The 22,953-nt window shown below is 78.0% G+C and carries 19 protein-coding genes; 5 read left to right on the top strand and 14 right to left on the bottom strand.

The window, feature by feature from the left end:
• Nucleotides 1–177 precede the first annotated feature (177 nt).
• The 11 genes from ACI8AR_RS03665 to mraZ all read right to left on the bottom strand — a co-directional run bounded on the left by ACI8AR_RS03665 (nt 178) and on the right by mraZ (nt 13,512).
• Entirely contained in the window at nt 178–963 is a 786-nt protein-coding gene (locus ACI8AR_RS03665) for a cell division protein FtsQ/DivIB (RefSeq protein ID WP_457049763.1), read from the bottom strand.
• On the bottom strand, nt 960–2,405 hold the full coding sequence (gene murC, locus ACI8AR_RS03660; RefSeq protein ID WP_457049762.1) for a UDP-N-acetylmuramate--L-alanine ligase: 1,446 nt from the start codon (nt 2,403–2,405) through the stop codon (nt 960–962). The genes ACI8AR_RS03665 and murC overlap by 4 nt, the downstream gene beginning before the upstream one ends.
• A complete protein-coding gene (gene murG / locus ACI8AR_RS03655; RefSeq protein WP_457049761.1) occupies nt 2,395–3,495 on the bottom strand; it encodes an undecaprenyldiphospho-muramoylpentapeptide beta-N-acetylglucosaminyltransferase in 1,101 nt (366 codons plus the stop codon). The genes murC and murG overlap by 11 nt, the downstream gene beginning before the upstream one ends.
• On the bottom strand, nt 3,492–4,994 hold the full coding sequence (ftsW, locus tag ACI8AR_RS03650; protein ID WP_457049760.1) for a putative lipid II flippase FtsW: 1,503 nt from the start codon (nt 4,992–4,994) through the stop codon (nt 3,492–3,494). Before ftsW ends, murG begins: the two co-directional genes overlap by 4 nt.
• Nucleotides 4,995–5,152: 158 nt before the next feature.
• Nucleotides 5,153–6,232: a phospho-N-acetylmuramoyl-pentapeptide-transferase gene (gene mraY / locus ACI8AR_RS03645; protein WP_456937917.1), complete on the bottom strand. Its 1,080-nt coding sequence runs from the start codon at nt 6,230–6,232 to the stop codon at nt 5,153–5,155.
• Complete coding sequence (locus ACI8AR_RS03640; protein ID WP_457049759.1) at nt 6,229–7,638, bottom strand: UDP-N-acetylmuramoyl-tripeptide--D-alanyl-D-alanine ligase; 1,410 nt, start codon at nt 7,636–7,638, stop codon at nt 6,229–6,231. Before ACI8AR_RS03640 ends, mraY begins: the two co-directional genes overlap by 4 nt.
• Nucleotides 7,635–9,179, bottom strand: coding sequence for a UDP-N-acetylmuramoyl-L-alanyl-D-glutamate--2,6-diaminopimelate ligase (locus ACI8AR_RS03635; RefSeq protein WP_457049758.1), 1,545 nt, complete (start codon nt 9,177–9,179; stop codon nt 7,635–7,637). The genes ACI8AR_RS03640 and ACI8AR_RS03635 overlap by 4 nt, the downstream gene beginning before the upstream one ends.
• Before the next feature lie 65 nt (nt 9,180–9,244).
• Complete coding sequence (locus ACI8AR_RS03630; protein ID WP_457049757.1) at nt 9,245–11,191, bottom strand: peptidoglycan D,D-transpeptidase FtsI family protein; 1,947 nt, start codon at nt 11,189–11,191, stop codon at nt 9,245–9,247.
• A 2-nt stretch (nt 11,192–11,193) separates the two neighbouring features.
• Nucleotides 11,194–11,754 (bottom strand): hypothetical protein, encoded by a 561-nt coding sequence (locus tag ACI8AR_RS03625; protein WP_457049756.1) that lies wholly within the window; start codon nt 11,752–11,754, stop codon nt 11,194–11,196.
• A complete protein-coding gene (gene rsmH / locus ACI8AR_RS03620; RefSeq protein ID WP_457049755.1) occupies nt 11,751–12,713 on the bottom strand; it encodes a 16S rRNA (cytosine(1402)-N(4))-methyltransferase RsmH in 963 nt (320 codons plus the stop codon). The genes ACI8AR_RS03625 and rsmH overlap by 4 nt, the downstream gene beginning before the upstream one ends.
• 364 nt (nt 12,714–13,077) lie before the next feature.
• On the bottom strand, nt 13,078–13,512 hold the full coding sequence (gene mraZ, locus ACI8AR_RS03615; protein ID WP_387994466.1) for a division/cell wall cluster transcriptional repressor MraZ: 435 nt from the start codon (nt 13,510–13,512) through the stop codon (nt 13,078–13,080).
• A 317-nt stretch (nt 13,513–13,829) separates the two neighbouring features.
• Between mraZ and ACI8AR_RS03610 the strand changes: the two genes are divergently transcribed.
• Genes ACI8AR_RS03610 through ACI8AR_RS03600 form a run of 3 tightly spaced genes read left to right on the top strand, consistent with a single transcriptional unit; the run spans nt 13,830 to nt 18,666 of the window.
• Nucleotides 13,830–14,813, top strand: a complete 984-nt coding sequence (locus tag ACI8AR_RS03610) for an AAA family ATPase (protein ID WP_456926643.1) — start codon at nt 13,830–13,832, stop codon at nt 14,811–14,813.
• Nucleotides 14,814–14,818: 5 nt separating this feature from the next.
• A complete protein-coding gene (locus ACI8AR_RS03605) occupies nt 14,819–16,234 on the top strand; it encodes a DUF58 domain-containing protein (protein WP_457049754.1) in 1,416 nt (471 codons plus the stop codon).
• Complete coding sequence (locus tag ACI8AR_RS03600; protein ID WP_457049753.1) at nt 16,231–18,666, top strand: transglutaminase family protein; 2,436 nt, start codon at nt 16,231–16,233, stop codon at nt 18,664–18,666. The genes ACI8AR_RS03605 and ACI8AR_RS03600 overlap by 4 nt, the downstream gene beginning before the upstream one ends.
• A 27-nt stretch (nt 18,667–18,693) precedes the next feature.
• On the opposite strand, the gene ACI8AR_RS03595 is transcribed toward ACI8AR_RS03600, so the two are convergent.
• The 3 genes from ACI8AR_RS03595 to dinB form a co-directional block, all read right to left on the bottom strand.
• On the bottom strand, nt 18,694–19,065 hold the full coding sequence (locus tag ACI8AR_RS03595) for a cupin domain-containing protein (protein ID WP_456926640.1): 372 nt from the start codon (nt 19,063–19,065) through the stop codon (nt 18,694–18,696).
• A 160-nt stretch (nt 19,066–19,225) separates the two neighbouring features.
• The gene (locus ACI8AR_RS03590; RefSeq protein ID WP_387994028.1) at nt 19,226–19,654 is read right to left on the bottom strand and encodes a DUF3040 domain-containing protein; all 429 of its coding nucleotides are present in this window, start codon (nt 19,652–19,654) and stop codon (nt 19,226–19,228) included.
• Between the two features lie 126 nt (nt 19,655–19,780).
• A complete protein-coding gene (dinB, locus tag ACI8AR_RS03585; protein WP_457049752.1) occupies nt 19,781–20,953 on the bottom strand; it encodes a DNA polymerase IV in 1,173 nt (390 codons plus the stop codon).
• Nucleotides 20,954–21,183: 230 nt separating this feature from the next.
• On the opposite strand from dinB, the gene ACI8AR_RS03580 reads away from it, so the two are divergent.
• Both ACI8AR_RS03580 and ACI8AR_RS03575 read left to right on the top strand, forming a co-directional pair.
• Complete coding sequence (locus ACI8AR_RS03580) at nt 21,184–21,531, top strand: BatC protein (protein WP_457049751.1); 348 nt, start codon at nt 21,184–21,186, stop codon at nt 21,529–21,531.
• A gap of 287 nt (nt 21,532–21,818) precedes the next feature.
• Entirely contained in the window at nt 21,819–22,943 is a 1,125-nt protein-coding gene (locus ACI8AR_RS03575; protein WP_457049750.1) for a cupin domain-containing protein, read from the top strand.
• The last annotated feature ends 10 nt before the right edge of the window (nt 22,944–22,953 follow it).

Genomic DNA, 22,953 nt, shown 5'->3' with positions numbered 1-22,953 from the left:
GACGACCCGCCTGTCGCAGGTCTCATCCCGGGGTCGAGACCCGGGACCGCGGTGCTCCGGGGACGAATCGGATCCGCGCAGCGGGTCGGGCGTGTCGCGGCATCGGCGTGTCGGCGGCGCGCCGTCCCGGCTGCCGTCCGCGAACGGCCGCACACGGAGGGCGAGCGGTCCGCGGGCTCAGCGCAGGACGACGGCGCGCGGCGAGCTGACGTCGATGGTCGTCGCCGGCTCCAGCCTCCCGGACGCGACCTGGGCCAGCAGCGCGACCAGCGCCGCGGCCTTGTCCCCGGCGTCGTCGGCGCCGCCCCAGACGACGGTGGTGCCGTCGGCCAGGGTGAGCGTCACGTCCTCGCCGGTGGTGGCCCGCGCGCCGGTGACCTGCGCGCGGACGTCGGCCGGCAGCGACACCAGCGCGCCGAGCGCGGCCCGGGTGGCCGGGTCGTCCGGGCCGGGCGCGGCGACCTCGAGCGGGACGACGCCGTCGGGCGCCTCGCCGGTGACGGTGTCGAACAGCACACCGTCGCGGTCGACCAGCGAGCGCGTGCCGGCCTGCTCGACGACGGCCACCGGCCGCCGCTCGACCACGGTGACGACGACGCTGCGCGGCCAGCCGCGGGTGACCGTGACGTCGGCCACCTGCGGCAGCCGGGCCACCCGCGCGGCGGCTGCTTCGACGTCGACCCGCAGCAGCGGCGTGCCCTCCGCGACGCCGGCGGCGGTGCGCACCTGCCCAGCGGTGAGCGTGGTGGCGCCGTCGACGCGGACGGACCGCACGGCCAGCAGCGGGCTCGCCCACACCGCCCACCCCGCCGCGGCGACGAGCACGACGGCGACCGCGGCCAGCAGGATCCGGCGCCGGCGGCGGTCGGCCGCGCTGAGCCGCCGCCTCCGGCGGGCCGGCCGGGCGACCTCGGCCGGGACGCCGCGCTCCCGGTCGGCGGTCGTCAGGCCGGTGCGGCTCACCGCGCCGCGCCCTCCGCGCCGGCGGTCCCGCCGCCGAGGGCGGTGAGCACCTCGGGGCCGAGCATCGAGACGTTGCCCGCGCCCATGGTGATGACCACGTCGCCGGCGCGGGCGCGGCCGGCCAGCGCCGGGGCCGCCGCCGACCAGGACGGCTCGAAGGCCACCCGGTCCGGCGGCAGCGGCACGGCGTCGGCGACCAGCGCGCCGGTGACGCCGGGCACCGGGTCCTCCCGGGCGCCGTAGACGTCCATCACCACCACCTCGTCGGCCAGGCCCAGGGCCTCGCCGAAGGCGCCCGCGAACTCGCGGGTGCGGCTGTACAGGTGCGGCTGGAACGCGACGACGACCCGCCCCTCCCCCGCCACCGCGCGGGCGGCGTGCAGCTGGGCGGTCACCTCGGTCGGGTGGTGGGCGTAGTCGTCGTAGACCCGCACGCCCGCGGCGACGCCCTTGAGCTCGAACCGGCGGTGCACCCCGCCGAAGCGCTCGAGCCCGGTGACCAGCCCGTCGGCGGGCAGGCCGAGCTCGAGGCCGGCCAGCAGCGCGGCGGCGCTGTTGCGGGCCATGTGCTCCCCGGGCACCCGGATCCGGACCCGGCCGAGCACCGCGCCGTCGAGGACCGCGGTCCAGCTCGTGGCGTCCGGGCCGACGTCGAGGTCGACGATCCGCAGGTCGGCGTCCTCGGCGGTGCCGTAGGTGCGCACCCGGGCCGGCGTCGGGACCCCGCGCAGCCGGGCCGAGCCCGGGTCGTCGGCGCACAGGACGACGAACCCGGCGGGGTCCACGGTGCCGAGGAACCGGTCGAAGGCGGCCTCGACCGCGGCGAGGTCGCCGTAGTTGTCCAGGTGGTCGGCCTCGACGTTGGTGACGATCGCGCCGTGCGGGGCGAGCAGCAGGAACGAGCGGTCGCTCTCGTCGGCCTCGGCGACGAAGACGTCGCCCTCCCCCGCGTGCGCGTTGCTGCCGGACTCGTTGAGCGTGCCGCCGATGGCGAAGGAGGCGTCGACGCCGCAGGCCTGCACCGCGACGGTGAGCATCGACGTGGTCGAGGTCTTGCCGTGGGTGCCGGCGACGGCGACGCTGCGCCGCCCGGCCATCACCGCGGCCAGCGCCACCGCGCGCGGCAGCACGAGCAGCCCCCGGGCCCTCGCTGCGGCCAGCTCCGGGTTGTCCTCCCGGATCGCCGAGGAGACGACGACGCTGTCGGCGTCGCCGAGGTTGGCCGCGTCGTGCCCGACCTCCACCCGCGCGCCCAGCGCCCGCAGCGCCAGCAGGGTCGGGGTGTCGCGGCGGTCGCTGCCGGAGACCGGCACCCCGCGGGCCAGCAGGATCCGGGCGATGCCGCTCATGCCGGCGCCGCCGATGCCGATGAAGTGCACCGCGCCCAGCCGCTCCAGCGAGGGCACCGGCGCGGTCCACGCGGCGGTCGCGTCAGCGGTCACCGGTCGCCACCTCCAGGACGATGTCGGCCAGCCGCTCGTCGGCGTCGGGCACCCCGGCCGCGGCGGCGTGCGCGGCGTACCCGGACAGCGCCGCGGGGTCGGTGAGCAGGGGCAGCAGCGTCGCCTGGATCCAGGCGGGCGAGAGGTCGGCGTCGTCGACCAGCAGCCCGCCGCCGGCCTCGACCACCGGCAGCGCGTTGCGCCGCTGCTCGCCGTTGCCGATGGGCAGCGGCACGAACGCCGCGGGCAGCCCGACCGCGGACAGCTCGGCCACGGTCACCGCGCCCGAGCGGCACAGCGCCAGGTCCGCGGCGGCGTAGGCGAGGTCCATCCGCTCCAGGTAGTCGACGACGACGTACGGCGCGGCACCGGCCGGCCGCGGCGGCACCTCGACGTCGGTGTTCTTGGGGCCGCGGGCGTGCAGCACCTGCACCCCGGCGGCGGTGAGCGCGTCGGCCGCGGCGACCGCCGCCCGGTTGAGCGAGGCCGCGCCCTGCGAGCCGCCGAACACCAGCAGCGTGGGCCGGTCGGCGTCCAGGCCGAAGGCGGCGCGGGCCTCGGCGCGGCGGGCGGCGCGGTCCAGGCCGCTGATCGCCGTCCGCAGCGGCATGCCGACGTGCTCGCCGCGGTGCAGCGGCGTGCCGGGCACGGTCACCGCCACCCGGGCGGCGATCCGCGCGCCGATCCGGTTGGCCAGCCCCGGCAGCGCGTTCTGCTCGTGCACCACCACCGGCACGCCCGCCCGCCGCGCGGCGAGGTACGCCGGCAGCGCCACGTAGCCGCCGAACCCGACGACGACGTCGGCGGCGAGCTCGTCGAGCAGCGCGCGGGTGTCGCGGACCGAGCGGCGCACCCGGCCGGGCACGCGGAGCAGGTCCAGCGTGGGCTTGCGGGGCAGCGGGACCGGCGGGATCAGCCGCAGGTCGTAGCCGCGCGCGGGCACCAGCCGGGTCTCCATGCCGCGGGCGGTACCCAGGCAGGTGACCCGCAGGCCGGGGTCCCGCCGTCGCAGGGCGTCGGCCAGGGCCAGCATCGGCTCGATGTGGCCGCCGGTGCCGCCGCCGGCGAGGACGACCGACGGGGCGCTCACCGGGACCGCCCCGGGCGGTCGGCGGGGCGCGCCGGGCGGTCGGCCGGGCGCACGGGACCGCGGTCGGCGGGCCGGGCGGGCACCCGGTCGCGGTCGGGACGGCGGGCCGCCGGGGGCGGCACCCGGCGCTCGGCCGGGCGGTCCTCGGCGGGCCGGCGCACCGGGTGGGCCTCCACCGGGCGGCGGGGCACCGGGCGGGGCGCGCGCTCGGGCCGGGACCGGGGCGGCCGGACCGGGTCGACGGCGTGGGCGGGGACGGGCAGCAGCCAGCGGGCCAGGCGACCGCGGGGGGTGCGGCGCAGGTGCTCGATGGCCTCGGGCTCGGATCTTGCGAAGCGGATGAGGAGTCCCACGATGAAGAGGGTGAGCACCAGCGAGGTGCCACCGGCGGAGACCAGCGGCAGGGTGACCCCGGTGACCGGGAGCAGGCCCACCACGTAGCCCATGTTCAGGGCCGCCTGGCCGACCAGCCAGACGGTGATCGCCACGCTGGCCAGCGACACGAAGCGGTCGGTGGCGCGGCGGGCGATGCGGAAGCCGGCGTAGGCCAGCACCGCGTAGAGGGTGATCACGACCAGGCAGCCGAGGAAGCCGAGCTCCTCGCCGATGATCGCGAAGATGTAGTCCGACTCGGCCTCGGGCAGCAGGTTCCACTTCATGGCGCTGTTGCCCAGGCCCACGCCCCACAGGCCGCCGTTGGCCAGCGCGTAGAAGCCGCGGATGGCCTGGAAGCCGGTGTCGGTGGGGTCGTCGAAGGGGTGGAGGAAGGCGGTGATCCGCTCCATCCGGTACGGCTCGGCCATGACCATGAGCACCACGCCGGTGACCACGGTCGCGCCGCCCACCGCCCACAGCCGCCAGGGCAGGCCGCCGGCGTAGAGCAGGCCCGAGACCACGAGCAGCAGGCTGATCACGGCGCCGAAGTCCGGCTCGAGCATGAGGAGCAGGGACAGCAGGGCGAACACCGGCAGCAGCGGGAGCAGCAGCGTCCTGACCGTCAGGTGCCGCCCGTGGACGGCGAGCACGTGCGCCCCCCACAGGGAGACGACGAGCTTGGACAGCTCGGAGGGCTGGAAGTCGGTGAACCCGAGGCTGATCCAGGCCCGCGAGCCGTTGTACATGACGCCGATGCCCGGGATCAGCACCGCCACCAGCAGGACGACGACGACCAGCAGCGCGATCGGCGACCAGCGCCGCACCCACCCGGCCGGCAGTCGCACCGCGACGCCGAGGGCGACCAGGCCGAGCGCGGCGAACAGCAGCTGGTCCACGCCCGGGCGCCAGGCCGGCTGGTCGGCCAGCGCCGCCTCGATCGCCGAGGCGGAGAAGACCATGACCAGCCCGATGGCCAGCAGCAGCCCGGCCGCGCCGATCACCAGGTGGCAGCTGGTCATCGGCCCGTCGAGCCAGGCCGGCCCGCGCAGCCGCGGCCGCGCCGCGGCCGCGGGCACCCGGCGGGCCGTGCGGCGGGGGCGGGTGGACTCGCTCCGGCCGTCCATCCCGCCATCGTCGCCGCTGCGCCCGCGCAGCAGGAGCACCGACGGCGCGTGTCGCGTCCGGTCGCCGCCGACCGGGCCCCGCGGTGAGCTTCCGGAGCGGCCCCCTCGCAGGGGCCCGCGCCGAGCGTGCGAGGCGTGAGGGGCGAGGGGGTCCCTTCTCACAGCCCGGTGATGGAGAGCCAGTCGGCGTAGAACAGGCCCAGCCCGAAGGCCACGGCCATGCCGGTCACCAGCCAGAACCGCACGATGACGGTGTTCTCCGCCCAGCCGGCGAGCTCGAAGTGGTGGTGCAGCGGGGCCATGCGGAACACCCGCCGCCGGGTGGCGCGGAAGAAGGCGACCTGGATGACCACCGACAGCGTCACCGCGACGAACAGGCCGCCGAGGACGATCAGCAGCAGCTCGGTGCGGGTGACCACGGCCAGGCCCGCGAGCAGGCCGCCGAGGGCCAGCGACCCGGTGTCGCCCATGAAGATCCGCGCCGGGCTGGTGTTCCACCACAGGAAGCCCAGGCACGCGCCGAGCCCCGCGGCGGCGACCAGCGTGACGTCGAGCGGGTCGCGCACCTGGTAGCAACCGTCGACCAGCGCGCCGGAGCAGTCGTGGGTGAACTGCCAGAACGAGATGATCGTGTAGGCGCCGCAGACCATCGCCGAGCAGCCGGCCGCCAGCCCGTCCAGCCCGTCGGTCAGGTTCACCGCGTTGGAGAACCCGGCGATGAACAGGTAGGCGAGGATCACGAAGCCGACCGAGCCGAGGAACAGCGGGTCGATGTCGCGGACGAAGGAGACGAACTCCGACGCCGGGGTGACCCCGGCCTCGTCCGGGAAGTTGATCGCGAGCACCGCGAAGGCGACCCCGATCACCAGCTGCCCGACCAGCTTCGAGGTCTTGTTCAGCCCGAGGCTGCGCCGGAAGCGGATCTTGAGGTAGTCGTCGAGGAACCCGACGGTGCCCAGGCCCACCATGAGGAACAGCACCAGCAGGCCGCTGGCGGTCACCCCCCGGTTGGGCTGCCCGACGAGGAACAGGTGGGAGATCAGGTAGCCGCCGACGGTCGCCCCGACGATGACGGTGCCGCCCATGGTGGGCGTGCCCTTCTTCGACAGGTGGCTCTCGGGGCCGTCGTCGCGGATCTCCTGCCCGAACCCGCGCCGGCGGAAGGCCCGCACGGCCAGCGGGGTGCAGAGGATCGAGATGAACAGCCCGAAGGCCGCCGCGATCAGGACGGACTTCACGCGCCTGCCCCGGCGGTCAGCAGGCCGTCGGCCAGGACCTCCAGCCCGTGGGCCCGGCTGGCCTTCACCAGCACGACGTCACCGGGCACCAGCACCTCCGAGAGCAGGTCGAGAGCGGCCGCTCGGTCGGGCACGGACGCGACCTGCGTCCCGTGGCCCTCCCCGTGGCGGGCACCGGCGGCGGTAGCACCCGACACCATCCCTACCGCATCGGGTCCGACGGCGACGAGCAGGTCGACACCGGCGGCGACCGCGTCGCGGCCCAGCCGCTCGTGCTCGGCCTCGGCGTCGGGCCCGAGCTCGGCCATCCCGCCGAGGACGGCGACCCGCCGGGTCGCGGGCAGCCCGGCGAGCGCGGCCAGCGCGGCGCGCATGGACTCGGGGTTGGCGTTGTAGGCGTCGTTGACGACGGTCACGCCGTCGGCGCGGCGGGTGACCTCCATCCGCCAGCGGCTGCGCGGCTCCGCGGCCGACAGGGCCCGCGCGACGGCGACGGGGGTCATGCCGGCGGCGAGCGCGGCGGCCGCGGCCGAGAGCGCGTTGGCCACCTGGTGCTCCCCCACCACCTGCAGCGCGACGGGGTGCTCCTCGCCGCCGGCGACGAGGGTGAACCGGGCGCGGGCGGCGTCGTCGAGGGCGACGGCGGTGGCGCGGACGTCGGCGCGGTCGGACCGGCCGGTGGTGACCACCCGGGCGCGGGTGCGCGGCGCCATGCCGGCCACCCGCGGGTCCTCGGCGTTGAGGACGGCGGTGCCGGTCTCCGGCAGCGCCTCCACCAGCTCGCCCTTGGCCTGCGCGATGACGTCGGCCGAGCCGAACTCGCCGAGGTGGGCGGAGCCGACGTTGAGCACCACGCCGACGTCGGGCCGGGCGACCGCGCACAGCCGGGCGATGTGCCCGACGCCGCGTGCGCCCATCTCCAGCACCAGGTGGCGGGTTCCCTCGTCGGCGGACAGCACGGTCAGCGGCAGGCCGATGTCGTTGTTGAACGAGCCGGGCGGGCTGACGGTCGGGCCGGCGGCGGCGAGCACCTGGCCGAGCAGGTCCTTGGTGGAGGTCTTGCCCGAGGAGCCGGTGATGCCGAGGGTCAGCAGCCCGCCCGCGGCCAGCCGGGCGTGCACCGCGGCGGCCAGCCGGCCCAGGGCGTCCACCGTGTCGTCGACGACCAGCGCCGGCAGCGGCCCGCCGGGGCGGGTGGTCAGCGCGGCGACGGCGCCGGCGGCGGCCGCGGCGTCGAGGAACTCGTGCCCGTCGACCCGCTCGCCGGCGACCGCGACGAACAGGTCGCCGGCGGCGACGGTGCGGGAGTCGAGGGTGACTCCGGTGACGGTCGCCGCCGGGTCGGCCGCGGGCGTGAGCGCGGCGCCGACGGCCTCCGCGACCTCGGCGAGGGTCAGGGCGATCACCGGCGCGCCGCCCCGGCGGCCGCCGCGGTCAGGACCTCGCGCAGCACCGCGCGGTCGTCGAACGGCGTCACGGTGCCGGCGACCTCCTGACCCGTCTCGTGTCCCTTGCCGGCGACCAGGACGGTGTCCCCGGGCCGGGCCAGCGCCACCGCGCGGGCGATGGCCGCCCGGCGGTCGCCGATCTCCTCCACGCTGCCGCGCCGCTCCGCCGGCACGCCCGCGAGGACGGCGGCGCGGATGGCGGCCGGGTCCTCCGAGCGCGGGTTGTCGTCGGTGACGACGAGGTGGTCGCTGCCCAGTGCCGCGGCGGCGCCCATCGCGGGGCGCTTGCCGGGGTCGCGGTCACCGCCACAGCCGAGCACGGTCACCAGCCTGCCGGTCGTGGCGCCGCGCAGCGCGGCGAGCGCCGAGGCGACGGCGTCGGGGGTGTGCGCGTAGTCCACGACCGCGGTGAACGGCTGGCCGGCGTCCACCGGCTCCATCCGCCCGGGGACCACGGCGGTGGCGATCCCCTCGAGCGCCGCGGCCACCGGCACGCCGACGGCGTCGAGCAGCGCGACGGCGAGCACGGCGTTGGTGACGTTGAACCGGCCGGGCAGCCGGACGCGGGCGGGCCACGTGCCGCCGGGGCCGGTGAGGGTGAACGCCGAGCCGCCGTCGGGGGCCGGCGCGACGCCGGTGGCGGCCCAGTCGGCCGGGTTCCCCTCGGCGGACACGGTGACCGCGCGCCCGCCGAGCATCCCGGCCAGGCGGCGGCCGTGCCCGTCGTCGACCACGACGACCTCGCGGGCGGCGCGGCCGTCGAACAGCAGCGCCTTGGCCTGGAAGTAGTCCTCGAGGTCGCGGTGGAAGTCGAGGTGGTCCTGGCTGAGGTTGGTGAACCCGGCCGCGGCGAACGGGACGCCGCCGACCCGGCCCTGCACCAGCGCGTGGCTGGAGACCTCCATGACCACGGAGTCGACGCCGGACTCGGCCATGGTGGCCAGCAGCGCGTGCAGCACGGGCGCCTCGGGCGTGGTGCGGACGCTGGGGAAGGCCGTCTCGACGCCGCGGGCGCGGGTGCGGGTCTGCACGGTGCCGAGCAGCCCGGTGCCGCGCCCGGCGGCGGCGAGGCCCGCCTCGACCAGGTACGCCGTCGTCGTCTTGCCGTTGGTGCCGGTGATGCCGACGACCGGCAGCCGGCGGGCCGGCTCGCCGTACACGCGGGCGGCGACGTCGCCGAGCAGGGCGCGCGGCGCGTCGACGACGCACACCGGCAGGCCGGTGGCGACCGCCTGGTCGCGGCCGGTGGGGTCGGTGAGGACGGCGGCCGCGCCGCGGGCGGCGGCGTCGGCGGCGAAGCGGGCGCCGTGCGTGCGGGCGCCGGGCAGGGCCGCGTAGAGGTCGCCCGGGCGCACCTCGGGGGTGGCCAGGGTCACCCCGTGCACCGGCGTGGCGGGGTCCCCCTCGACGGGGTCGCCGACGAGGTCGCGCAGCGCGCTGAGGGCGAGCGGGCGGGTCCCCGCTGGCCGGGGCACCGACCCGGTTCCGGTCGGGCTCACGTCTTCCCAATCTACCGTCGGCACCCGCCCGCCCCGCGCACCCGCACGGCCTCGGCGGTGCGCCACTAGTCGCCGGCGGGACCGCCGGTCGCGGCCTCGGCGAGGTCCTCGCCGGTGAGCGCGAAGTCCGGCCGCGGCGTCCCCGACGGCACCACGCCGCGCTCGGTGAGCACGTAGCGCATGACGTCGGCGAACACGGGCGCGGCGACCTGGCCGCCCTCGGCGGAGCTGCTGGGCCGCTCGAGGTCGACGGCGACGACGTACTGCGGGTCGTCGGCGGGGGCGAACCCGACGAACGTCGTCACGTAGCCGCCGCCCGCGTAGCAGCCGCACTCCGGGTTGGCCCGCTGCGCCGTCCCGGTCTTGCCGGCCACCCGGTAGCCCTCGACCTCGCCCAGCGGCGCGGTGCCGCCCGGGCCGACGACGGCCTCGAGCATGTGGGCGAGGTCGTCGGCGGTGGCCTCGCTGACCACCCGGGTGGGCTCGGGCGCGTCCGGCGTCGACCTCGTCCCGTCGGGCGCGGTGACCGAGTCCACGATGCGCGGCGCGACCCGGACGCCGCCGTTGGCGATGGCCTGGAAGACCGAGGCCATCTGCAGCGTCGTCACCGACACGCCCTGGCCGATGGCGATGTTGGCCGCGCGGCTCTCCTCCCACTCGTCGGAGTCCGCGAGCAGGCCGCCGCTCTCGCCGGGCAGCTCGACGCCGGTCTCCTCCCCCACCCCGAAGGCGCGCAGGTACCGCTCGAGCGTGGCGTCGCCGACCTCGCGGGCCAGCATGATCGTCCCGACGTTGCTGGACTTGGCGAGGATGCCGGTCACCGTCCAGTCGACCGGGGCGTGGTCGTGGGCGTCGGTGACGACGGCGTCGCCGGCCTGGATGTGGCCGTTGACGTTCAGCACCCGGTCCGGGGTGGCCTTCCCCTCCTCGATGGCGGCGGCCATGGTCACCGCCTTCATCACCGAGCCCGGCTCGAAGATGCTGGTCACAGCGGGGTTGCCGAGCAGCTCCGGGTCGGTGCTGCCGGCCCGGGCGGGGTCGTAGCCGGGGCAGGAGCCCATCGCGACCACCTGGCCGGTGTGCACGTCGAGCACCACGGCCGAGGCGCGGGTGGTCGCGCCGTCGGAGCAGGCCTCCGCCAGCCGCTGCTCGGTCGTGAACTGGACGTCCTGGTCGACGGTCAGCTCGACGGTGCTGCCGTCGGTGGCCGGCGTCGACTCGTCGATGCCCGAGGGGATGGGGTGGCCGCCGCTGCCGACCTCGACCCGCCGCATGCCGTCGGTGCCGCCGAGCTCGTCCTGGAACTGCAGCTCGATCCCGGCCAGCCCGTCGCCGTCGCGGCCGACGAAACCGACGACCTGGCCGCCCACGGTCCCGGTCGGGTAGAGCCGGACCGGGTCGTCCTCGAAGACGATCCCGGCCAGGCCCAGGGCGTCGATGGCGTCGACGGTCTCGGGCGAGACCTGGCGGGCGAGGACGACGTAGCGGCCGTCGCGGCCGAGCAGCTCGGTGAGCTCGGGCACCGGCACGTCGAGCAGGGCGGTCAGCGCGAGCGCCGTGCGCTCGGGGTCCTCCACGACGGTGGGGTCGGCGACGACCCGGGAGGCGTCGACGGTGTAGGCGAACGGGTGGCCGTTGCGGTCGACGATCGCCCCGCGCAGCGCGGAGATGGGGTACTCGGCGAGCCGGTCCTGCTCGGCGGCGTTGGCGTAGTCGGCGCCGTCGACGCCCTGCAGCAGCACGAGCTTGCCGGTGACGACCAGCAGCGGGACGACGACGAGCACCAGCCCCCACCGGAGCCGCTTGGCGCCCATCCGCAGCGGCCGACCCACCCGCCGGCTGCCCGGGGCGCGCCGCGGCACGAAGGCGCCGGAGCGGGGCAGCGGCTCGCGCGGGCCGCGGGGACCGCCGGCGCGGGGCACGGGCCGGGGCAGCGCGCCCCGGCCGCCGCGGGCGGCGGCGCGCGGGGCGGTGCGGCGGGCGGGCTCGGGACCGGGGGCGGGCGGGAGCACGCTCAGCCCTCGTCCCCGGCCGCGGCGGGGTCCGGGGCCGGCTCCGGGGTGCCGCGCAGGGTGGCGCTGCCGTCGGCGCCGATGACCAGGTGCCCGGCCGCGCCGGCCGGGACCAGGCCCGCGGCGACGGCGGCCGCGGCCAGCTGCACCGGCGTGCTGCCGGAGACGACCTGCTGCTCCAGCTCCTGCACCTCCTCGGCCTTCTCGGCGTTGGCGTTGCGCAGCTCGGTGGCCCGCAGGGAGTTGACCGCGATGGAGGTGTTGAGCACCAGCGCGCCGATCGTGGCGAGCACCAGCAGCGCGACGACCAGCAGCACGAACGGCGCCCGCCGCCGGGCCGCCGCGGAGCGGGTGCGGGCCGCGCCCCCGGGCAGCAGCCGCAGCTCGGGCGCCGCGGTGCGGGACGCCGTCCGCGAGATCCCCACCCGGGGCGCCGGGCCGGTGGTGCGGGTGCGGGCCGGCCGGGAGGGCAGGGCGCGCAGCGGGCGGCTGGGCAGCGTGCGGGCGACCCGCTCCCCCGGTGCCGAGGGCTCGGCGCGCGACGCGCGCGCGGCGGCGCTCATGCCGGCCGCCGGGTGCGCTCGGCCGCGCGGACGCGGGCCGACGCCGCGCGCGGGTTGGCGGCGACCTCGGCGTCGGTGGGGCCCTCGCCGCCGCGGGTGAGCAGCCGCAGCACGGGGCCGTACTCGGGCAGCCGGACCGGCAGCTCCGGCGGCGTGCGGTCGGTGGCACCGGCGGCGAGGGTCTGCTTCACGATGCGGTCCTCGAGCGAGTGGAAGGTGATGACGGCGATCCGCCCGCCCACGGCGAGCGCGTCCAGCGCCGCGGGGAGGGCCCGCTGCAGCGCACCGAGCTCGTCGTTGACCTCGATCCGCAGCGCCTGGAAGGTCCGCTTCGCCGGGTTGCCGCCGGTGCGGCGGGTGGCGGCGGGGATGGCGTCGCGCACCAGGTGGGCCAGCCGCTCGGTGCGCGTGAACGGCTCGCGCGCCCGCTCGCGCACGATCGCGGCGGCGATGCGGGAGGCGAAGCGCTCCTCCCCGTACACCCGCAGCACGCGGGTGAGCTCGGCCGCGGAGTAGGTGTTGACGACGTCGGCGGCGGTGCGCGGCGCGCCGGGGTCCATCCGCATGTCCAGGGGCCCGTCGGCGGCGTAGCTGAACCCGCGGTCGGCGCGGTCGAGCTGCAGCGAGGAGACGCCGAGGTCGAACAGCACCGCCTGCACCTCGGCGAGGTCCAGGCGCTCGAGCACGTCGGGCAGCTCGTCGAACACGGCGGGCACGAGGGTGACCCGGTCGGTGTGGCCGGCGGCGGCGATGCGGGCGGCGGCCTCGGCGCGGGCGTGCGGGTCGCGGTCCAGCCCGACCAGGCGCAGCCCGGGGTGGGCGTCGAGCAGGGCCAGCGAGTGCCCGGCCAGGCCCAGGGTGGCGTCGACCAGCACGGCGCCGTCGGCGGCGCATGCCGGGCCGAGCAGCGCGGTCACGCGGTCGAGGAGGACCGGGACGTGCACCGCCGGTGCGCTCACGTCGTCCTCCTCGCGGGCCGGGCCCGGCGGGGCGCGCCGGGCGGGTGTCTCATGGTGGCGCGGACGGCGCGCCCGCTGGGGGAGCTCGCCGGGCGTGCCGCGCGGGGACCGGGCCTCCCGGGCCCGGGGAAGAGGAGACCCCCGCCCCCGCGGTGTCGCCTGGCGCCGGGGAAGAGCGTCAGGAGGCGTCCGCGGGAGCGGGGGTCGCCGGTTGCCGGTGGCCGGTCCGACCGGCGGCGGGGAGCGCCGCCTGCGCACGGGGTCCGAGCCGCGGGGAAGACGGTTCGGGCCGCACCCGGTCGAGCCGCGGGGAAGTCGGCTCGCGGACGGGCGTGCGGGGTCGGGGCGACCGGCGGGACGGGGGTCAGGACAGCGTGGGCATCCCCTCGCTCTCCATGGCGGCGAAGGCCGCCTCCTGCTCCTCCACGTAGGCGTCCCACGTGGCCTGGTCCCAGATCTCGAAGCGGGTGTCGACGCCGACGACGACCACGTCGCGGTCGAGGCCGGCGTACTGGCGCAGGTTCGCCGGGATCGTGATGCGGCCGGCCTTGTCCGGCTCGACCTCGACCATCGAGCCGAAGCTCATGCGGGCGCGCATCCGGGCCTCGGCGGTGTCGGCGGGGGCCATGCTGGCGGCGGCGCGGCTCTGCTCGGCGACCCGGGCCATGGTCAGGCCGTAGACGCAGCGCTCCTGGCCCTTCTTGATCACCATGCCGTCGGCCACCTGGTCGCGGAACCGGACGGGGAGCGCGAGCCGGCCCTTCTCGTCGAGACGCAGGGCGAAGCTGCCGACGAACACCGGATCACCTCCCCCATGTGGTCCTCCTCGTGTCCTCCGCGGACCCGGGACGGGCCCTGGCTCCCCACCGCGCCACACACTAACCCACTACGCCCCACCAGACACCACTCGACACCATGTCGTGACCCACCCGCTCCACCCGTTGGCGTGCAGGTCAGGGGCGCGGGGACGGCGGGGGGCGGCCGGGTGGGGCGCGGTGGGGGGACGGCCCACCGGGAGGGGTCGCGGGGGCCGCCGTGGTGGGGGCCCGGGAGGGGCCCGGTGGGGGCGGTGCGCGAACACGTTGCGGACCGCCGTGGGCACGTACCGTGGGCCGGGTGACCGACACCATGCGTGCGGCGGACGGGACGGCGGGGCTTCCGGTCGACGTCGCCGCGGAGGGCGCGCGGATCGCGGCCAACGTGTCCCGAGTCGTCCAGGGCAAGCCCGACGTCGTCCGTCTGGCCCTCGTGGTGCTGCTCGCCGAGGGCCACCTGCTGGTGGAGGACGTGCCCGGGACCGGCAAGACGACGCTGGCCAAGGCGCTGGCCGGCTCGATCGACGCCAGCGTGCGGCGCATCCAGTTCACCCCCGACCTGCTGCCGAGCGACGTCACCGGCGTGGCCGTCTACGACCAGGAGACCCGGGCCTTCGAGTTCAAGCCCGGCGCGGTCTTCGCCAACGTCGTCGTCGCCGACGAGATCAACCGGGCCTCGCCCAAGACGCAGTCGGCGCTGCTGGAGTGCATGGAGGAGCGGCAGGTCACCGTCGACGGCGTCAGCTACGAGCTGGCCCGGCCGTTCCTGGTGATGGCCACCCAGAACCCGGTGGAGATGGAGGGCACCTACCCCCTCCCCGAGGCCCAGCGCGACCGGTTCACCGCACGGGTGTCGATGGGCTACCCCGACCGCGAGGCCGAGGTCGCCATGCTCGACGACCGCGGCACCGCCGACCCGCTGGCCTCCCTGACGCCGGTGGCCGACGCCGGCACGGTGCGCGCGCTGGTGACGGCGGTGCAGTCGCTGCACGTCTCCGACGCGATCCGCCGCTACGTCGTCGCGCTGGTCGAGGCCACCCGCCGCTCCCCCGAGCTGCGGCTGGGCGCCTCCCCGCGGGCCGGGCTGCAGCTGCTGCGCACCGCCCGCGCGTCGGCGGCGCTGTCCGGCCGCGACCACGTGCTCCCCGACGACGTGCAGGCGATGGCCGTCCCGGTGCTCGCCCACCGGCTGCTGCTCACCGCCGACGCCGCGGCCGCGCGCCGCACCGCCGAGCAGGTGGTCACCGCCCTGCTGTCCACCGTGCCCGTGCTCCGCGGGCGCTGACCGCCGTGGGTGGGCCGTTGCGCTCGGCGCTGACCTCGCTCACCCTCCGCGGCCGCTGCCTGGTCGCCGCGGGGGCCACCCTGCTCGGCCTGGGCGCGCTGCTCGGCGAGCGGCCGCTGGTGCAGATCGCCGTCTTCGTGCTCGCGCTGCCGCTGCTGTCGGCGGTCGCCGTCGCCCGGCAGCGGTTCCGCGTCGGCGTCCGGCGCACCGTGTCGCCGTCGCGGGTCCCGCGCGGCCAGGACGCCGAGGTGCTGCTCGAGGTGACCAACGCCGACCGGCGCACCGGGCGGCTGTGGCTGCTGTCCGAGCACCTGCCGCCCGAGCTCGGCCGCTCTCCCTCCTTCGTCGTCGAGCGGCTACCCGCCGCCGCGACCGCCGGCATGCGCTACCGGGTGTCCGGCGCCCGCCGGGGCCGGTTCCGGCTCGGCCCGCTGCGGCTGCGCCTGGTCGACCCCTTCGGGCTGGTGCAGCGCACCACCAGCGGCACCGACGGCGCGCCGCTGGTGGTCGTGCCGCGGGTCCGGCCGCTGGGGCCCGGCGGCCCGGGCGGCGGGCACGGCGGCGGCGGCGAGGGCGCCCGCCGCTCGATCGCGGTGCACGGCGAGGACGACGTGAGCACCCGCGCGTACCGGCACGGCGACGACCTGCGGAAGGTGCACTGGCGGGCCACCGCCCGCACCGGCGAGCTCATGGTGCGGCTGGAGGAGCGGCCCTGGCGCGCCCAGGCGGCGCTGCTGCTCGACATCCGCACCCGCGCCCACCTGCTCACCCGCGCCGCGGGCCCGGGACCGGCCGCCGGCGGCACCGCCCCCGGCCCGCCCGGCGACCCCACGCCGCCGCAGGACAGCCTCGAGTGGCTGGTGGAGGCCGCGGCCAGCATCGGCACCACGCTCGCGCTCCGGGGGGCGGCGCTGCGCGTGGTCACCACCGCCGGCGAGCTCACCCCCACCGCGCCGGACGGCGGCCGCGCCGCCCCCGCCGCGCGGGCGGCCCTGGGACCGGGCGAGCTGCTGGACCGGCTCGCCGCGCTCGGCCCCTGTCGTGGCACCGGCCTCGGACCGGCCGCGGAGCTGGTGCACCGGGTGGCCGGCGAGGGCCCGGTCGTCGCGCTGCTCGGCGCGGTCGGCCCCGACGACCTCACCGAGCTCGTCGCCGTCCGCTCGGGCCCGTCCGCCGACGTCGCCGTGCTGCTCGACGTCGCAAGCTGGGGCGACCCCGGCGCCCGCAGCAGGCGCGGGCTCTCGGCCACCGCGCGCTCGGCGCTGACCACCCAGCTGGAGCAGTCCGCGGCGCTGCTGCGCGGCGCCGGCTGGCAGGTCGTCGTCGCCGACTCCTCGCGCACCGTCGAGGCCGTGTGGGCCGACCTCGCCCCGGCCGCCGCCGGGGCCCGGGCCGGCGGCGTCCTGGGGGTGCCGGCGTGACCACCCTGGCCCCGCCGCCGCCCCCGGTCCGGTCCGGCGGGCCGGTCCCGCCGCCGGTCCCCGCACCCCCGCCGGCGCCCGTGCCGCCGGGCACGGTGCGCCGCGAGGGCGGCACCACGCTGGCCGCCGCGGTCGCCACCGCGCTCGGCAGCTGCGCCCTGGCGCCGGTCTTCACCCGCCCGGCCTGGGTGCCGCCGGCGCTGGCGGCCGTCGCGGTGGTCGCCCTCGCCGGGCTGGCGCTGCGCGCGGCCGGCCCGGCGCTGTGGGCCTGGGCCTCCGGCGGCCGGGCGCTGCCCGCCCGCGCCGGCGCCGCCGGCGTGCCGCTGGTGCCGCTGGGCCAGCTCGCCGCCCTGCTGGGCCTGATGACGGCGCTGTTCGCCCCCGGCGACGCGATCGGCGGCTGGCTGCCCACCCCGGACTCCCTCGGCGACCTGGCCGCGGTGCTCACCGACGGCTCGGCCGAGATGCGCGAGCAGTCCACGCCCGCCCTGCCGCTCACCGGCCTGCTCGCGCTCACCGTGCTGCTGGTCGGGATCGTCGCCGTCGTCGTCGACCTGATCGCCGTCGGCGGCCGGCAGCCGGCCCTGGCCGGGCTGGGGCTGCTGGTGCTGTTCTGCGTGCCGGTCAGCACGGTCAGCGGCAGCATCGGGCTCACGGCGGTCGCGGCCCCGGCCGCAGGGCTGGCGCTGCTGCTGTGGGCCGACCAGGCGCGGCGGCTGGCCGCGCGGGCCGGGCGGCGGGGCGGCGCCGGCGGGCTCGCCGCGACCGGCACCGCCGTGCTGGCCCTGGCCGCCGCGCTGGTGGGCGGCAGCGTGGTGCCGACCCTGCCCGAGGGCCGGCTGGCCGCCGGCTTCGGCCCCGGGGGCGGCGGCGGGTCGACCGGCACCGCGCTCGACGCGGCCGCGGCGCTGCAGGGCCAGCTCACGCTGCCCGAGCCGATCGACCTGCTGCGGTTCGACGCCTCGGTGCTCGACCCCGGCTACCTGCGCGTGGTGACCCTCGACGTCTACGGCGCCGAGGACGGCTGGACGGTGGGCAACCTCGACGGCGAGACGTCGGTGGCCCAGCCCGACGACCTGGCCCCGCTGCCCGGGCGCCGGGACGGGCGGCGGGTCGAGGCCACGATCACCGCCGTCGGCCACGACGACCGGTTCCTGCCGGTGCCCACCTCCCCGCTGACGGTGGAGATCGCCGACCCCGGCGCCTGGCGGTTCGACCCCACCACCGGCACCGTCTTCGGCCGCGACGTCAGCACCGCGGCCCAGAGCTACCGGGTCACCGCGGTCGAGGCCCGCCCCACCGAGGAGGAGCTGCGCGCCTCCGGGGAGGTGCCGCCCGGCTCGCCGGTGCGGGAACGCGACACCGCACTGCCGCCGCTGGACCCCGTCGTCACCGACCTGGTCGCGAGCCTGACCGCGGGCGCGGCCACCCCCTACGACGCGGTGCGCGCCATCCAGGGCCACTTCTCCCGCGCCAACGGCTTCATCTACAGCCTGGCGACCCAGCCGGGTACCAGCGGCGACGACCTCGTCGACTTCCTGCAGCTCAAGCAGGGCTACTGCGAGCAGTACGCCGGGGCGATGGCCGCCATGGTCCGCGCCGCGGGCATCCCCGCCCGGGTCGCGCTGGGCTACACGCCCGGCCGGGTACAGCCCGGCGGCGGGCGGCTGGTCACCAGCGACGACGCGCACGCCTGGGTCGAGGTGTACTTCGACGACCTCGGCTGGGTGCCGTTCGACCCCACCCCGATCGACAGCGAGCGCGCCGTCGACCTGCCGTGGGCGCCGCGGCCGGCCGACCAGGAGGTGCTCGAGCGCCCGCAGGACGTCCCGACCGCGCCGACCGCACCCGCCGCGCCGACCACCCCCGTGCGGGACCGGGCCGCCGCCGGCGCCCCGCAGGACCCCGGGTCGGCGCAGGAGCCGGCGTCGGCGCGCCCGGTGCTGGTCGCCACCGGCGTGCTGCTCGGGCTGGCCGCGCTGCTGGCCGCACCGGCCGGCGCCCGCGCGCTCCAGCGGCGCCGCCGGGTGGCCGGCGGCAGCCCGGCGGCGCTGTGGGACGAGCTCGCCTCGACCGCGCGGGACCTCGGCCTGCCCTGGGACCCCGCGCAGACCCCGCGGCAGCAGGCGGCGGCGCTGACCCGCACCCTCGACCGCGCCGCGGTCGCCGGGGGCGCGCACCGCCCCGGCGTCCCCGACGCGGCGGATGCGATCGGGCGGCTGGCCCGCGCGGAGGAGGCGGCCAGCTACGGCCGCCCCGGCGCGCCCGCCGACCCGTCCCTGGGCGCCGCGCTGACCCGGGCGCGGCGGGGGCTGGCCGCGGCGGCGGCGCCGCAGGCCCGGCTGCGGGCGCTGCTGTGGCCGGCGTCGCTGGGCGACGCGCTCGCGGCCGCGGTCCCCGCCCGGCTCCCCCGCAGGACCTCCGCCGCCTGACCGGGGACCCCGCCGGTCCCGGTGGGCCTACGTCCGGGTCGCCCAGACCGAGGCGCCGTGCCAGTCGATGGCCACGACCGGCTCGTCGCCCACGACCCAGGCGTCGTGTCCCGGCGGCAGCGAGGTGACCTCACCGGGACCGGACTCGATCTCGGTGCCGTCGGCCATCACGACGTGGATGCGGCCGGAGACCTGGTACTGCTGGTGCGGGGCCTGGCACAGGTCGGTGCCGGCCACCGGCCGGACGTGCTCGGACCACCGCCAGCCGGGCTGGACGGTGATGCGGCCGACCTCGGCGCCGCCGGCCAGGTGCAGCAGCTCCAGCCGCCAGTTCTCGCCCTGCCGGACCTCGTCGGGGCGGTCGAAGGACAGGTGCTCCAGGGGCTGCGTCTGCGTCATCGGGACTCCCCCTCCCGATCGGCTCGTCGGGCGTGTCCCATCGTCCTCGTCCCCCCGGCGGCGGGTCGACCCCCTCGGCCCCCGGGAACGGCGAAGCCCCCGGGAACGGCGACGGCCGCCGTCCCGGGTGGGACGGCGGCCGTCGGCGGGGTCTCGCGGGCTACTGGTCGTAGCGGCGACGGAAGCGCTCCTCGAGCCGGTTCTTCAGCGGCTGCTTGCGGGGCCGCCCGCCCCGGCCGCGGCCGCCCTGCGCGCCGCGGGCACCGGCCGGGCCGGTCTCGACGGCGCCGGTGGCCGAGCGGTAGTTGAGGACGCCGAGCGCGGCACCGCCGAACATCACGAGGAACCCGAGGACACCCAGCGGCACGGACGGGACGACGGCACCGCCGACGAGGACGGCCAGGCCCACCACGACCAGCAGCGCACCGAGCTGGAGCTTTCGCCGGGCCCTCAGCCGGCGGTCGCCGGTGCGGACGGAGGAGGCGAACTTGGGATCGTCGTCGACGAGGGCGCGCTCGATCTGCTCCAGCAGTCGCTGCTCGTGCTCGGAGAGCGGCACCGAGACCTCCAGGTGGGCGGAGCCAGACACCACCGGGCCCGTACCCGGTGGTGACACCGAGGATACGAGCCGTCGGCGGGGTGCGAAAGGCGAGTGCGCGGCGACCCGCCGCACCGCCGTCGTGACCACCCCCACGGGGGGTCCCCGGGGGCCGTCTCAGCGCACCCGGCGGTCGCCGTCGCGGTGCAGCAGCGTGGCCGGCCGCACCGCGCCGGCGCCGAACCGGCGGGCCGCCCGGTCGGCGGCGAGCTCGGCGTCGCGCCGGCCGTGCTCGCGGGCGCCGAGCTCGAGCTGCCGGGGCGCCTGGCCGGCCGGGACCAGCCGCTCGGCCCGCACGCCGACCAGCCGGATCCGCGCCCGGTCCAGCCCGAGCGCGTCGAACAGGGCCCGCGCGGTCTCGTACACGTCCTGCCCGACGTCGGTGGGGACGCCGAGGGTGCGGCTGCGGGTGATGGTGGTGAAGTCGGCGAAGCGGACCTTGATGCTCACCGTGCGGGTCAGCCAGCCGCCCGCGCGCAGCCGGGCCGCCGTCCGCTCGGCCAGCCGCAGCAGCTCCCGGTGGACCACGGCGGGGTCGTCGACGTCGGTGGGGAAGGTCTCCTCGTGCCCGGTCGAGCGCTCCGGCTCGTCGGGCACCACCCGGCGGGGGTCGCGGCCCCAGGCCAGCTCGTGCAGGTGGGCGCCGGCGGCGGGGCCGAGCGCCCGCTGCAGGGTGCGCGCCGGGACGTGCGCGAGGTCGCCGACGGTGCGCAGCCCGAGCCGCAGCAGCACCTGCTCGGTCTTCGCGCCCACGCCCCACAGCGCGCCGACCGGCAGCGGGTGCAGGAAGTCGATGACCTCGGCCGGGCGGACGACGAGCAGCCCGTCGGGCTTGGCGCGGGTGGAGGCGAGCTTGGCCACGAACTTGGTGCCGGCCACGCCGACGGAGCAGGTGATGCCCTGCTCGTCGAAGACGCGGGCGCGCAGGTACTCCCCGATCTCGGCGGCGTCGCCCAGTCGGCGCCCGGCCCCGCCCACGTCGAGGAAGGCCTCGTCCAGGCTCAGCGGCTCCACCAGAGGGGTCACCGACCGGAACAGCGCCATGACCGCCCGGGACACCTCGGCGTACAGCGCCATGTCGCCCGGCAGCACGGTCGCCGTCGGGCACAGCCGCAGCGCCCGCGCCGTCGGCATGGCGGCGTGCACGCCGTACGCGCGGGCCTCGTAGGTGGCCGAGGTGACCACCCCGCGGTTGCCCGCGCCGCCGACGATGACCGGCGTGCCGGCGAGCTCGGGGCGCCGGCGCACCTCGACGCTGGCGAAGAACGCGTCCATGTCGACGTGCAGCACCGTGCACCCCTCGGCACGTCCGCCCGACGACCGCACGCGACCTCCCCGATCGAACACCTGTTCGGAGACTAGCGGCCCTCCGCGGGGGACGGCGCGCCGTCCCCGGCGTGTCCCGGCGCACGGGGAACTCGCTGGTCGGCGCATGTGTGACCGGCACACGGGCGAGGTAGGTGGGACACGCCCGACCGCCGTCCGGCGGACGGTCCCGACCCGGATCCCGGAGGAGCCCGATGGCGCTCGACGACGACGACATGACCAGCACGGAGGGTCCGGCCGACAGCGGTGCCGGCGAGGGCACGCCCGGCCAGCACGACGGCGGCGCGGACGGCGGTGCCGACAGCGGCGCGGGCCACGGCCCGGCCGACGGCGGCGCGGCCGGGGGCGGCGCCGACGGCGGTGCCGACGGCGGTGCTGATGGCGGCGCCGACGGTGGCGCGGACGGCGGCGCCGACGGCGGTGCCGGTCACGGCCCGGCCGACGGCGGCGCGGCGGGCGGTGGCTCGGACGGTGGCTCGGACGGTGGCTCGGACGGCGGTGCCGACGGCGGCGCCGACGGTGGCGCGGACGGTTCGGCCTGAGCCAGGACCCGGCCGTCGCGGGGCCGGGCGGGGCTGACGCCCGCCCGGCCCTGCGCCGGTGCACGCACCTCGACCCCGCGGTCTTCGCCGAGCAGTACTGGTCCCGCCGCCCGCTGCTCGCCCGCGCCGAGGACACCGGGGAGTCGTTCACCGACCTGCTGACGCTGACCGACGTCGACGAGCTGCTGTCGCGGCGCGGCCTGCGCACGCCGTTCCTGCGGATCGCCAAGGACGGCGCCGTCGTCGACCCGAAGCGGTTCACCACCTCCGGTGGCGCCGGCGCCGAGGTGGCCGACCAGGTCTCCTCCGACGCCGTGCTGCGACTGTTCGCCGACGGCAGCACCGTCGTCCTGCAGGGCCTGCACCGGCTCTGGCCGCCGCTGGTCGAGTTCGCCGACCAGCTCGCCGCCGACCTGGGGCACCCCACGCAGGTCAACGCCTACGTCACGCCGCCGTCCTCGCGCGGGTTCAGCCCGCACTACGACGTCCACGACGTCTTCGTGCTGCAGGTCGCCGGCGAGAAGCACTGGACCATCCACGAGCCGGTGCTCGAGGAGCCGCTGCGCACCCAGCCGTGGAACGACCGGGCCGCCGCGGTGGCCGCCGCCGCGGAGCGCGAGCCGGTGGTCGACGCCGTGCTGCGCCCGGGCGACGCCCTCTACCTGCCGCGCGGCTACCTGCACTCGGCGGTCGCGCTCGGGCAGACCAGCGCGCACCTGACCATCGGCGTGCACTCGGTGACCCGCTGGGCCGCGGCCGAGTCCGCGCTGGACCTGGTGCGGGTGCTGGCCGCCGAGGACCGGGAGCTGCGCCGCGCCCTGCCGCTGGGCCTGGACCTGTCCGACCCGGCGTCGGTCCGCGACGACGTCGCCACGGTCGTGACCGCGCTGCAGGAGTGGCTGGGCCGGGTGGACCCCGGCGAGGTCGCCGAGCGGCTGCGCTCGCGGACCTGGTCGCAGGTGCGCCCCGAGCCGGTGGCGCCGCTGGCGCAGGCCACCGCGGCCGCGGCGCTGACCCCGGACACCGTGCTGCGGCTGCGCCGCCGGCTGCGCTGCGCGTTGCGGGACGCCCCGGCCACCGCCGAGGGCGAGCGGGTGGCGCTGCTGGCCGGCCGCCGCCGGCTGGAGTTCCCCGCCTCGACCCGCGCCGCGCTGGAGGGGCTGCTGGCGGCCGGCGAGCTCAAGGTCGCCGACCTGGCCGGCCTCGATGCCGACGACCGGCTCGTCCTCGCCCGCCGGCTGGTCACCGAGTCGATCGCGCTGGTCGCCGACGCGGCGGTGCAGGGCGCGCACGGGGTCGACGGCGTCCCGGCCACCGCCCCCGAGCCGGGACCGCACGGACCGGGCGCCCCGGCGCCCGGCGCCGGCGGGGACGATGGGGAGCGTGCCGACGCCCTCGGGACCGGGTCGTGACCCCGTCGCC

The organism is Geodermatophilus sp. SYSU D01036 (genome assembly GCF_054050435.1).
This window is presented reverse-complemented; position numbering and strand designations above follow the sequence as displayed.

What these genes read in the sequence shown, in the direction of transcription:
- ACI8AR_RS03595 (WP_456926640.1), bottom strand. Translation starts at nt 19,065, where the DNA reads ATGACGCAGACGCAGCCCCTGGAGCACCTGTCCTTCGACCGCCCCGAC.
- ACI8AR_RS03625 (WP_457049756.1), bottom strand. Translation starts at nt 11,754, where the DNA reads ATGAGCGCCGCCGCGCGCGCGTCGCGCGCCGAGCCCTCGGCACCGGGG.
- ftsW (WP_457049760.1), bottom strand. Translation starts at nt 4,994, where the DNA reads ATGGACGGCCGGAGCGAGTCCACCCGCCCCCGCCGCACGGCCCGCCGG.
- ACI8AR_RS03580 (WP_457049751.1), top strand. Translation starts at nt 21,184, where the DNA reads ATGGCGCTCGACGACGACGACATGACCAGCACGGAGGGTCCGGCCGAC.